Raw genomic sequence first — 12,961 nt, forward strand, 5'->3', positions numbered from 1 at the left:
ACTCAAAACACTCAAAACACTCAAAACACTCAAAACACTCAAAACACTCAAAACACTCAAAACACTCAAAACACTCAAAACACTCAGAACACTCAAATAGTAACTTTTTTCCTATGCATCGTTTTTGATATTGATTTGTATTACCATTTGCTTTAATTTGTTTTAATACTATAAAAATTATGGCTTTCTATGTCTGCACCACAGGCCTATCAACGCAACAAATTTGATTTTGATATTTTAGTTGTTGAAGACGACACATTACTTAATGATCAAATTACTGAATTACTAGCTAACCAAGGGTACTCTGTTACACAGTGTTTTGATGGTAATCATGCACTTGATTTAGCAGTTGCTCAGCGCTTTAGCCTTATTTTATTAGATGTTATGTTGCCGGGAAAAGACGGCTTGGCAGTGCTCAATATTTTACGTAGTTGTAATAGCACCCCTGTTATAATTGTATCGGCAAAACATGCTGAAGAAGAGCGCATTCTAGGTCTATCAGCCGGTGCGGATGATTATTTAGCGAAACCCTTTAATAGCCAAGAATTATTATTACGCGTAGATTCAGTACTAAGACGTGTTTTTAAACAAGACACTAATACTCCTTATATTGCTAATATCGATGGACTTGAGATAGATAGCTTACATCAACAGGTTTTTCTACATTGTGAGCTATTAACTTTTACGCCTATTGAGTTTGGCTTACTGCAAATTTTAATGAAAAACCAAGCACAAATACTGTTAAAGCCTTTCTTATATCAAGTGGTGCTAAACAAACGTTTTAGCCAATACGATCGTAGTTTAGATATGCATATGAGTCGTATTCGAAAAAAGTTAAATAATGCTGGCTGGGATGGCAGTCGTTTACACACAGTGCATGGCCAAGGATACTGTATTAAATGACACGACGTCTATTTTGGAAGCTGTGCTTAATTATTGGTACCGGTGTTGTTGCGATGTTCTATTTAATTAATGTCGCGGTTAATCACTTTGAAAATGATATGAGTATGTTAAGTGATTCAAGCCGAACAGAATTAACTGATTGGCAAACAAAGGCTGAGATTATATTTGATCAAGGCGATATGAGCGAGCTTGAGCGTTGGGTCGATAACTTGCAGCAACAAGAAAATATTTGGGCTGTAATTGCCAAAGCGAATGTGGTTGAGTTAGCTGGGAATCGCTCTCATCGTTATGAGTATACCGGGTATAATTTAGGGCGTAGCATTGATTGGAAAATCCATCTGTACTTCGACCGTGCACCGGCTATGCAGTTACCTTTTAAAGATGGTACAACTAGTCTTGTTGTGCAGTTGCCGCAAAGAATGCGTCCGGGGTCGCTTTGGAATTTAACACGCTTGTCGTTACAAGTTTTATTACCAATGCTGATATTGGTGTGTTTATCTATTGTGTTATATCGCCATATTATGCACCCTATTAAAGAACTCGACTTAGCAAGTAGGGCATTTAGTAAAGGAGACTTTAGCGTCAGGGTTCGGGAGCAGTTGGGCTCACGTAACGACGAACTGTCTCAATTAGCTGAAACATTTGATTTGATGGCTGAGCGGATCAGTGAGCAAATTATGCACCAACGTGTATTATTAACGGATCTCTCCCACGAGTTGAGAACACCTTTAACACGCTTAGATATCGCAACGGATAACTTACTCTCTCACAGGGAGGAGGGCGTAGAGGACACACAAATTAAATTAGAACGTATTCATAAAGAGTCACAGCACATTCGTAAGTTAGTGGATGACACGCTAACTTTATCTTGGTTAGATAACGAGTCACCTCAGTTGCGCATTGAATCTTTGGATTTAGTCGATTTACTCGAAATCCTCATTGAAGATGGGCGTTTTGAATATCCAGATAAACTGATTTCTGCTGACTTACCTAATCAAGCCCATATTGAAAACAGTAATCACAGAGCATTAGGTCAAGCACTGGAGAATATACTTAGAAATGCACTACGTTACACACCCATTAATAAAAAAGTACGGATTAGCCTCATTGATTATAAACATGAATATCAAATTATTATTGCAGATCAAGGTCCAGGAGTACCTAAAGAGCATTTAAATACTATTTTTAGACCTTTTTTCCGGATTGATTCAGCTCGCTCATGCAACAGTGATAGCTTTGGTTTAGGGCTTGCTTTAGCACAAAGGCAATTACATGCGATTGCTGCAACAGTATTTGCTAAAAATGATACTGCAGGTGGTTTAGTAATGACTGTAACGGTTCCTAAAGGTGTATAAATTACATTTCATATTGTGTGCTTGTAAAAACTGAGCAACGCTTTCTCGTCTTGCTCACGCCCTTACTTACATGTTTTTAGGCAACTAAAGTAGATTGCACCTAACGCGTCTTTGTATATTTCCTAAATGTAACAAATGTAAAGTTGCTATACTTTTCATTAAAAGAAAATGATAATTCTTCTTATTTGCAATTGAGAAGGAACGTCCCCCTTGAAAAAATTAGCCCTAATGAGTGCCATTTGTGCATCATTTAGTTCACCTATATACGCGCAAGAACTTGCTAAAAATACAGCGTCTGTTGAAAAAATATCTGTAGTTGGTTCTGCAACTAATTTGAGTATTACAGCTGAAGAAATAGAACAATATCAAGCAAGTGATCTGGCTGACATTTTTCGACATTCACCTTCTGTTAGTGTGGGTGGCTCGGTAGGCGTTGCACAAAAGATCTATATTCGTGGTGTTGAAGATTCTTTATTAAATATAACGGTTGATGGTGCACAGCAAACATCAACGTTATTTCATCATATTGGTCGTGTAACAATAGATCCAGACCTACTGCAACAAATCGATGTACAAGCAGGTGCCGGCGAAGCAACAAGTGGTCCTGGTGCGATTGGCGGCTCTATCCGCTTTAAAACTAAAGACGCGCAAGACTTACTTAATCAAGGTGAACAATTTGGTGGACGTGTTAAAGCAAGTTACTTTTCAAATGACGGTACGCGTTTAAGCACCAGTGTATACGGTAAATTAAGTGATACATGGGGCGTACTAGGGTATTTCAGTACTGTGGATCGCGAGAACATGGAAGATGGTGATGGCGATACTATTTATGGTACGGCCGCCGACCAAGATATGATGTTTATTAAAGCCAGTGGTGAGTTAGCAGATAATCATCATTTGTCGGTAAGTATTGAAAAACGCGACGAAGAAGGGGATTTTTCTGCACGCCCTAACTGGGCGGTACAAGAAGGTGATGCTTTGTATCCAAGTGAAGCAGAGCGAGAGACTTACGTTGCTAATTATATATTTTCTCACAATAACTTATTGTATTTAGAGGCGACAGCATACAAAACCGAATCATCTTTTAATGGCGGCCGATTTGCTTGGCTTGCTGACATTGACACATATGGCTTAGATATTCGTAACACAAGTATTATTGATGAACATAAATTTGTTTATGGCGTTGATTATAGAAATGATGAAGTATCGAGTGGGTCTGCAGCAGGTGCAAAAGAAAATTCAGAACAAGGCAGTGTACTGGGTGTTTATGCACAAGGTTATAGTGATATTACTCCACAACTTTTACTGAGTTATGGGGTGCGTTTTGATAGTTATAAGTTTAAACAAGACATCTTATTAGATGAATATTACGGCACTGCAATTACAGAAAGCGCATCGAGTTTAGATGACAATGAACTGAGTTTTAATATCGGTTTAGCATACGACATTAATGATGCTTGGACAGTAGGGCTTGGGTATGCTGAAGCCGCGCGTGGTAAGCAAATAGGTGATGGCTTTACCATTGATGGATATTTATATGACGGTTCAGATATTCCAGTAGCGGATGAAAGTTTAGTACCTGAGACCGTAGCTAATATTGAAGCATCCATAACGTACACTAATGAAAATTTATCCGCTAAGGCAAGTATTTATAATTCGTCTTTAGATGATGTGATATTTGAAGGGTATGAAGGAAACTCGGTTTATAACAATATAGGCATGTTAGAGACTAAAGGATTTGAGTTTGACCTAGCATATCGTTTAAATTCATTTGATTTCTTCATTGGATTTTCAGCTACTGATACAGAGCTTGACCCACGTGATGGGTTGTACAGTGTAAGTTATGATGCAATTGATATTAATGGCTATGAGTTTGTCGGTTTAGGGAATAGCAGAGGCAATACATGGGTTGCTGGCGTTGATTACGACATTAACACTGATGCAAAGGTTGGTTTTAGTGTAACTAAAGTCGATTCACTCGATATTAATACTCTTCATCAAGCTGTTGACCTTGGTTGGACCGATTCTTTATATACCCTAAATAAACCAAGCTATACCACTGTTGATTTATATGGGCAGTGGAATGTGACGAATGCATTATTATTTAATGTTGCTGTTACTAATTTATTTAATGAGTTATATATCGATCATTCAAGTGTGGGTGATTACAGTGAAGTATTTGGCACTGTTGTTGGTTCATACGAATCTGGGCGCGATATTCGCTTATCGATTTCTTATCAGTTTTAAGAATAAGTAACTTATTTTATGTTCTTAAAATTGTTTAAAAAGTGGGTCTTTTGGGTCCACTTAATTATAGGTCTAATCGCCGGTTTATTTATTTTTAGCATGTCGTTCACGGGTTTTCTATTAACCTATGAACGACAGATTGTTGAGCTAGATGAAATGCGATTTACTGTAAATAACACCTATGTTCAACAGCGACTATCGACTGATGATGTTGTGGATATTTTGCGAAAATCGCATCCGAGTCAATCACATATTTATATTCGTTGGGTTAATCGAGAAGGGGCTGCCATTCCTGCCTGGGCTGGAAAGCATAGCTACTTATTACACCCTTATACAGGAGACGTGCTTCGTGAAGGAGAGGGGTTAGCGGCTGACTTTTTTCACGTTGTAACTGATATACATCGTTATTTATTACTGCATGGCGCTTCGCAGGTGATTGGTAAAAATATAAATGGCTACGCTAATCTATTTTTTATCTTTTTATTACTATCGGGTGCTTATCTGTGGTTACCAAAGCGATTTAACCGCTCTGCATTAAAAGGATATTTATTACTAGCAAAGAGTTACAAATCATCACATCATCGAAATAGGCAGTGGCATTTAGTTTTTGGGATTTGGTGTTTACCGGTTTTACTCGTTTTGTCATTAACGGCTACTTTGTTTCATTTTGACTGGGCAAATAAGGCACTGTACGGCGCATTTGGACAAAGTGTACCGGAGCGTGAAAAGCATCTACCAGTATTAGATTTATCGGCTGATAAAGTACCTTACGATACTTTATTTCAACAAGCTAAAGTACATGCAATTAACAATGGTGCCGCTGATTGGTATTCAATGTGGTTAGAATTAGGTGACAAAAAACACGAAGCACGTTTTTATATTGATACCAGTATCGGGAATCGTCAAGAATATGCGTACTCATTATTTTTAGATACTCGCACGGGGGATGTAGCTAAAACGCTAAAAAAATCGGATTGGACGCGAGGCGATCAAGCATGGGGAACATCTCGATTTTTACATACCGGTGAATACTTTGGTTTTTTAGGGCAAACATTAGCTGGTTTGGCATCATTGCTCGCATGTTTTTTAGTGTATACAGGCATAGTTTTAGCATGGAAGCGATTGATAACTAAGCGCTAACTTACACTTGTCGTCGAGTATTTGATTGCTTGAGATGTGCGATTTGATATATAAGAATTTATTTTACACAAAAAAGCCAGCGCATTAGGCGCTGGCTTTTAGTATTAAAATGCTTACTTAATTAAGCAGCATCAGCTTCTTTTTTAACGCTATTTCGTGCTGCTTTGCCTGCAAGTAAATCAGCAGGGTCAAAGTCATCAACGTTAATAACATCTAAACGAGATTGCTCAACGGCAGCTAGTTTATCAGCCTCTGCTTGGCTTAAAATGCCTGCTTCAAGCCCCATTTGAGCTACTTTATCAAGCTGAAAGAATGGCAGTTTAAGGCCTTTTTCTTTACATACTCTTTCAAATAATGGCTCAACATCAAGGACGTCTTTAAGCGTTTGCTCTTGACGACCTACAAGGTTAAGTGGCTCATTTGTTAGGTATACGTAGCTTGCTAAACGGTTACGCGTTTCGCTAGGTACTTGTAGTAGTTGTGCTAGTTTATGCTCAAGTTGGTCAGTTGGTTTACGAACAGGGCGACCAAACGGGAATAACAATACTTTTAACACGGCGCGTAGTGGAGCCGAAGGCATGTTATTAATTAAATCAGCAAGTGCACGTTGGCAATGGTAAAGGTGATCTTGGCAACTCCATTTTACTAGAGCAAAATCTTCTTTTTTACGGCCTTCATCGTTGTAACGCTTAAGCGTTGCAGATACTAAGTATAGGTAACTAAGTAAATCACCTAAACGTGCTGAAATACGTTCTTTACGTTTTAGTGAGCCACCAAATACTGCCATGCTAATGTCTGACATAAGAGCAAGTGATGCACTAAAGCGTGACGCTATACGGTAAAATTCAGCGGTTTCGTCGTTGTACGGCACACTTGTAAAACGAGCGCCGGTAAGAGCAAGCCACTTAGTACGTACAAGGTTCGACATAGTAAAACCAATGTGACCCATTAGCGCTTTATCAAATACGTTAAGCGCCTCTTCGCGGTCTTCAATTTCGCACGCACCAAGCTCGGTAAGTACAAATGGATGACAGCGAATAGCACCTTGACCATAAATAATCATATTACGGGTCAAGATGTTTGCACCTTCAACGGTAATGGCAATAGGTGCACCTTGATAGCCACGACCTAAATAGTTATTTGGCCCAAGCATGATGCCCTTACCGCCAAGTACATCCATTGCATGAATAGTTGCATCACGCATTTGCTCTGTCAGGTGGTATTTAATAATGGCAGAAACAACCGATGGCTTTTCGCCTAAATCAACCGCACCTGTAGACATACTAACCGCAGCATCAGAGCTGTAAGCGTAACCAGCAAGTTTTGCTAGTGACTCTTCAACACCTTCCATTTTACCAATAGGTAAACGGAACTGACGACGAATTCGGCTATAAGCACCTGTCGCAATAGCAATCATTTTAATGCCACCGGCAGAGTTTGACGGTAACGTAATTGCACGACCAACCGATAAACATTCAACCAACATACGCCAGCCTTGACCAGCCATATCTGGACCACCAATAATGTAATCAAGTGGTACAAAAATGTCTTTACCGCGAGTAGGACCATTTTGAAATGGTACGTTAAGCGGGAAATGTCGACGACCAATTTCAACTCCAGGAGTATCCGTTGGAATAAGTGCACAGGTAATGCCTGGCTCTTTATTGTCGCCAATTAAGCCATCTGGATCTTGTAATTTAAACGCCAGACCAAGTACGGTAGCAACTGGGGCAAGTGTAATGTAACGCTTATTCCACGTTAAACTAACACCCACAACCTCTTCGCCATTCCATTGCCCTTTACACACTACACCGTAGTCTGGAATTGAGCTTGCATCAGAACCCGCTTCTGGCGACGTTAATGCAAAACATGGAATTTCTTGACCGCTCGCTAAGCGCGGTAAGTAATGATCTTTTTGCTCTTTCGTACCATAGTGCTGTAATAATTCACCAGGGCCTAAAGAGTTTGGTACACCAACAATTGACGAAAGCAATGTTGATTTACTTGTTAGTTTTTGAAGTACACATGACTGTGCAAATGCAGAAAACTCTAAACCGCCGTATTCTTTTTTGATGATCATGGCAAAGAATTTATTATCTTTTAGATATTGCCATACATCTTGAGGAAGGTCGGTTAGTTCATGCGTTGCTTCCCAATCGTCCAACATGCTGCATACTACTTCAACAGGGCCATCTACAAAGGCTTGCTCTTCAATAGTAAGTTTAGGAACTGGATATTGGTGAAGTTTTTTCCAATCAGGGTTACCGCAAAATAAGTCAGCTTCCCACCACGTCGTACCGGCATCAATAGCTGATTTTTCAGTATCAGACATGCTTGGCGTTACTTTTTTAAACGTAGCAAAAATTGGCTTGATGATATATTGCTGACGAATGCCAGTAACAGAAAGAGGAACCGCGATGATCAAAAAGATCAACCAGCTAATTAAACCAAAAGCACCCGCAAAGGTACCAATTAATAAAGTTATAGCCGAAACACCAAGTGCTGTGTTCCAACTTGCTCTGTGGTAAACCGCAGTGCAAAGCAACGCGATTAGAACCAGTGTAAATATGAGTGTCATTTTTATTCCTTAATAGAGGTCAGACCACCTCACTTAGAGTAGCGCTAGTAACAGTAATTTTCAAGTACATAACGATGTTAAATTGTAGTAGAAAGTAACTTAAATACGATATTTAATTACCCGACAGAGGAACGCACAATAACTATCGTATAGTCAAAGCATTAACCGTAAGTAGTGTTAACGTAAAAATAAATAAATCTAATAGCAAAATGACATTTTTTAAGTAAGTATAGCCGTTATAGCGGGCTGCAAATTAGTGTACGCTTAATACACAAATATAACGCTATTTATTTTAATGTATGGTTTTTAAGGGTTATTTTATTAATGTGTGAATTACTTGGCATGTCAGCCAATGTGCCTACCGATATTTGTTTTAGTTTTTCAGGCCTTTTAGAGCGTGGCGGAAACACGGGACCACATAAAGACGGGTGGGGCATTACGTTTTACGAAGGTAAAGGTTGTAGAACCTTTAAAGATCCTGAGCCGAGTTATCAATCTGAAATTGCAAAGCTCGTTAAAGCATACCCAATTAAAAGTGTCTCGGTTATTAGCCATATTCGCCAAGGTAACCGCGGGCGAGTATGTCTTGAAAATACTCATCCTTTTACGCGAGAGTTATGGGGGCGTGAAATCACTTACGCTCATAACGGGCAGTTATCTAATTATCATGATCTAAAAACAGAGTACTATCGCCCAGTGGGTAACACCGATAGTGAACTCGCTTTTTGTTGGTTACTTGATAAAATTCGCGAAAAATACCCAAAGCGTCCAAGTAATATGGCGTCGGTTTTTAGATACGCTGCTAAGTTGTCGCATACGTTGCGTGAAAAAGGGGTGTTTAATATGTTATTGACCGACGGGGTGTTTGTTTTAGCGTATTGCACTAATAACTTACATTACATAACGCGCCGTGCGCCATTTGGTAAAGCAACGTTGATTGATGCCGACATGGTGGTTGATTTTCAACAAGAGACCACACCAAACGATGTAGTGACGGTAATAACAACAAGGCCATTAACTAACGATGAGCGTTGGCAAAAAATGGAGCCGGGAGAATTTGCATTGTTTAAGATGGGTGAGCTAATTTAGCCCACCTATTTTATTACTGATTTATTTAAAAGCTAGTTAGCTTCTTGAGGTTGTTGTGCTGTAGCAGGCACAACAGCTGTAGGTGCAGTAACAGTAAATGAATTCATTTGAACTTCAAACTGCTCCATACCTTTTTCGCCTTTCCACATACGTACCAGCATGTAATCCATTTCTGGCGCAAACCACGCAATCGCTTGGCGTTTATCGTTATCGTATAAACGTTTTACTTTAATGGCTTCTACATTACCAATAGGCAACGAAATCATCTCGGTGCCAGATACTTCAAAGTTGTAGTCGCGGCGATTACCTTTTTTGTCTATAAGCGGGAATGAAAAGCTCGTTTCACCTTTTTTTAATCCTTCGCGCACTTGCACTTGGTACGAAATAGCATCCTGAAATTCATCAGTCCATTCGCATTTTAGTGGGTATTCGCTAGCGCTGCTAGTCACTACCTTATTTGTCGTATCAAAATCAATCTTATAATCTTTATCTGGGCCTGTACCGGTGCGGATCATATTGTAATGATGCGGGGTAACCTTACCATCTTTAAAGGTAAACTCTGATGTTTCTTCACGAGAATCAGAAAAGATCATCCACTCAATATTGCTATGGTATGTTAGTTCATAAGTATCATCGCCCGTTTTTTTGAGCTCACGAACAGCCTCACCATGATTTTTACCTTTGCGTAAAATATCGTAATTAGCTTGATACTGGGTCAATTCGCCTGCAATTAGGCTAGTTGGAAGTAAAGCGCCCGCACATAACAACAGGGCACTTATTTTTTTATTGTGGGTAGTGCGCGCCGTGTGCAGGAAGTTGTTTTTTGTCAAGAACTGCATAATCTGCTTCCATAGTAAGTCTGTGTTCACTGAACCACTTGACCACCAAAGGATAAATTATATGCTCTTGCTCATGCACGCGTTTTGCTAATGTTTCTGCTGTATCATCCTTGAGTACAGGTATTTGCGCCTGAAGGATAACGGGACCGCCGTCTAATTCTTCAGTAACAAAGTGAACACTTACGCCATGAACATCGTCTTTTGCATCAATTGCTCTTTGGTGGGTATTCAGCCCCTGATACTTAGGCAACAAAGATGGATGAATGTTCAACATTTTTCCAACATATTTTTGCACTAAGCCAAGAGTAAGAATACGCATAAACCCAGCTAATACAACTAGATTTGGCATAAAAGAGTCGATAACGTTCATTAATTGCGCATCGTACGCTTCGCGCGAGTCAAAATCTTTATGACTGAGCACTTTTGTAGCAATACCGGCTTGTTTTGCACGCTCTAGGCCATAAGCGTCAGCTTTATTACTAATAACAGCCGCTATATGTCCGTTTATCTCGCCACGTTCGCAGGCATCTATGATGGCTTGTAAATTAGAGCCACTACCTGAGATTAAAACTACCAGACGAGTCGGTGCCATTACTTAGCACCACCTACAATTTCAACTTGCTCTTCGCCAGCTGCTGCATCTTGAATTTCACCAAGGTGCCATGCATTTTCGCCCAAGTCTTTCAGCATTGTTAAGCTTTGCTCAAGTTTGTCTGCAGGGACTACTAAAACCATACCTACACCACAGTTAAATGTACGGTACATTTCGTGTGTAGTAATATTACCGTTTTCTTGTAACCAGTTAAAAATAGGTGGCCACTGCCAGCTATCACCTTTAACTACAGCTTTTGCTGAAGCGGGTAGTACGCGTGGAATGTTTTCCCAAAAACCGCCGCCAGTAATATGCGAAAGCGCATGTACGTCAACGTTTTTGAATAACTCAAGTAAAGGTTTTACGTAAATACGCGTAGGCTCAAGTAAGGTTTCGCCTAATGTTTTACCTTCAAAGTCAGCGCTTGTATCAGCGTTTGACACTTCAAGTACTTTACGAATTAAAGAGAAGCCATTTGAATGAGGACCGCTTGAAGCAAGTGCAATAAGCTGATCGCCTGCCGCTACTTTTGTTCCATCAATAATTTTTGATTTTTCTACAACGCCTGTACAAAAGCCTGCCATGTCGTAGTCTTCACCATCATACATACCTGGCATTTCAGCTGTTTCGCCACCAATTAGGGCACAACCTGAAATTTCACAACCTTTGCCAATACCTGTAACTACGTCAGCTGCTGTGTCTACATCTAGCTTACCAGTTGCATAGTAATCTAGGAAAAACAGGGGTTCAGCACCTTGAACAATTAAGTCGTTTACACACATTGCAACTAAATCAATACCAACAGTATCGTGTTTTTTTAAGTCGATTGCTAAACGTAGTTTAGTACCAACGCCATCTGTGCCTGCAACTAATACTGGTTGCTTGTAGCCTTCAGGAATTTCGCAAAGTGCGCCAAAACCACCAATTCCGCCCATTACTTCAGGACGACGAGTTTTTTTAACTACGCCTTTAATACGCTCAACAAGTGCATTACCAGCGTCGATATCTACGCCCGCGTCTTTATAGCTTAGAGACTGTTTTTGTTCGCTCACAGGTTTTCCTCAAAATAGTTGTTTTGGGTTGCTTAGAAACGCGCGTATTTTACAACAATTGCAGGGTCGCGGCTAGCTCAAATGTAATTTTGAAATAATTAACAAGGACACTTGTCCGCTGTCTGTTGTTTAAATAAACAAAAAAACGCCCATAGGCGTTTTTTTAGTATTAAAGGCGTTTAATTAACAGCTATGCTTTTGCGGTTAATATGGCTCGAAGTGGAGCAGGGTAGCCTTCAATTGTTTTACTTGTATCGTTTGGATCTAAAAAGTCGATTAACGATTCGTTTTCCATCCAGTCGGTTTTGCGTTGTTCTTCAAGCGTGGTAATAGCGCAATCTTTTATTTGTACATCTTTAAAGCCAACGCGTTCCATCCATAGCTTTAATGCTGCAGTACTTGGGATAAACCACACATTGCGCATTTTAGCGTAGCGATCAGTAGGGACTAATACTGTGTTTTCGTCGCCTTCAATTACTAGGGTTTCAAGTACGAGTTCGCCGCCTGGGCGAAGCTGCGCTTTTAACTGCGCTAAAAAGTCGATAGGTGAGCGACGATGATAAAGTACGCCCATCGAAAAAACCGTATCGAATGCTTTAAGCTCGGGTAATGCTTCAACGCCTAGTGGCAGTAAATGTACGTTTTCGTCTGGGTTGTAGTGTTTAATTGCCTGAAACTGACATAAAAATAAATCTGATGGATCAATACCCACCACAAACTCTGCGCCTTCACCACGCATACGCCATAAATGATAACCTGAGCCACAACCAATATCTAAAACGGTGCGGCCTTTTAATGGCTCAATATGAGGCAGCAGGCGGTCCCACTTCCAATCACTGCGCCACTCTGTGTCTATTTCAATACCGTGCACACTAAATGGACCTTTGCGCCATGGCATCATGCGTTTTAATAAATGCATGGCTTGCTTTTGCTCGCCATCACTCATTTCCCCTGGCGCGCCAATTTCTACCTTAGTAGAAATATCAACATGCGAAGTTGCTACCTCAGGCAAGTTTTTAAGTACTTTTTGCCATTTAGGCAAATCACCATGGCTAGCCTCGTTTTGCCAATGTTTTAATTGAGCAGGGAGGGTTTCTAGCCAGTGACTAAGTGGGCTTTGTGCGATAGATGCGTAAAATTGGTTAAACCATTGAGACATGGATGAC

General features: G+C 40.1%; 10 protein-coding genes. 5 read left to right on the plus strand and 5 right to left on the minus strand.

Annotated elements, in window-relative coordinates; all coding sequences use genetic code 11:
- Positions 1 to 189 precede the first annotated feature (189 nt).
- The 4 genes from WNY79_RS18385 (at position 190) to WNY79_RS18400 (ending at position 5,645) form a co-directional block, all read left to right on the plus strand.
- Positions 190 to 903, plus strand: coding sequence for a response regulator transcription factor (locus WNY79_RS18385; RefSeq protein ID WP_007378009.1), 714 nt, complete (start codon positions 190 to 192; stop codon positions 901 to 903).
- Positions 900 to 2,258: a histidine kinase sensor domain-containing protein gene (locus WNY79_RS18390; protein WP_342876567.1), complete on the plus strand. Its 1,359-nt coding sequence runs from the start codon at positions 900 to 902 to the stop codon at positions 2,256 to 2,258. The genes WNY79_RS18385 and WNY79_RS18390 overlap by 4 nt, the downstream gene beginning before the upstream one ends.
- Before the next feature lie 210 nt (positions 2,259 to 2,468).
- Positions 2,469 to 4,505 (plus strand): TonB-dependent receptor, encoded by a 2,037-nt coding sequence (locus tag WNY79_RS18395; RefSeq protein ID WP_342876568.1) that lies wholly within the window; start codon positions 2,469 to 2,471, stop codon positions 4,503 to 4,505.
- An 18-nt stretch (positions 4,506 to 4,523) separates the two neighbouring features.
- Positions 4,524 to 5,645, plus strand: a complete 1,122-nt coding sequence (locus WNY79_RS18400) for a PepSY-associated TM helix domain-containing protein (RefSeq protein WP_342876569.1) — start codon at positions 4,524 to 4,526, stop codon at positions 5,643 to 5,645.
- A 121-nt stretch (positions 5,646 to 5,766) separates the two neighbouring features.
- On the opposite strand, the gene fadE is transcribed toward WNY79_RS18400, so the two are convergent.
- Positions 5,767 to 8,223 carry an acyl-CoA dehydrogenase FadE gene (gene fadE, locus WNY79_RS18405; RefSeq protein WP_342876570.1) on the minus strand — a complete coding sequence of 819 codons (2,457 nt, stop codon included), beginning with the start codon at positions 8,221 to 8,223 and terminating at the stop codon, positions 5,767 to 5,769.
- A gap of 324 nt (positions 8,224 to 8,547) precedes the next feature.
- On the opposite strand from fadE, the gene WNY79_RS18410 reads away from it, so the two are divergent.
- Complete coding sequence (locus WNY79_RS18410) at positions 8,548 to 9,312, plus strand: class II glutamine amidotransferase (protein ID WP_024597920.1); 765 nt, start codon at positions 8,548 to 8,550, stop codon at positions 9,310 to 9,312.
- 32 nt (positions 9,313 to 9,344) lie between these two features.
- On the opposite strand, the gene WNY79_RS18415 is transcribed toward WNY79_RS18410, so the two are convergent.
- The 4 genes from WNY79_RS18415 to cmoB all read right to left on the minus strand — a co-directional run bounded on the left by WNY79_RS18415 (position 9,345) and on the right by cmoB (position 12,954).
- Positions 9,345 to 10,079, minus strand: a complete 735-nt coding sequence (locus tag WNY79_RS18415) for a DUF3108 domain-containing protein (RefSeq protein WP_342876587.1) — start codon at positions 10,077 to 10,079, stop codon at positions 9,345 to 9,347.
- Positions 10,080 to 10,095: 16 nt separating this feature from the next.
- Positions 10,096 to 10,743 carry a phosphoribosylglycinamide formyltransferase gene (gene purN / locus WNY79_RS18420; RefSeq protein WP_342876571.1) on the minus strand — a complete coding sequence of 216 codons (648 nt, stop codon included), beginning with the start codon at positions 10,741 to 10,743 and terminating at the stop codon, positions 10,096 to 10,098.
- Entirely contained in the window at positions 10,743 to 11,795 is a 1,053-nt protein-coding gene (purM, locus tag WNY79_RS18425; RefSeq protein WP_010555340.1) for a phosphoribosylformylglycinamidine cyclo-ligase, read from the minus strand. Before purM ends, purN begins: the two co-directional genes overlap by 1 nt.
- Positions 11,796 to 11,985: 190 nt before the next feature.
- Positions 11,986 to 12,954 carry a tRNA 5-methoxyuridine(34)/uridine 5-oxyacetic acid(34) synthase CmoB gene (cmoB, locus tag WNY79_RS18430; RefSeq protein ID WP_138488804.1) on the minus strand — a complete coding sequence of 323 codons (969 nt, stop codon included), beginning with the start codon at positions 12,952 to 12,954 and terminating at the stop codon, positions 11,986 to 11,988.
- Positions 12,955 to 12,961: the final 7 nt, after the last annotated feature.

This window comes from Pseudoalteromonas sp. AS84, from assembly GCF_038900255.1.
Lineage (GTDB): Bacteria > Pseudomonadota > Gammaproteobacteria > Enterobacterales > Alteromonadaceae > Pseudoalteromonas.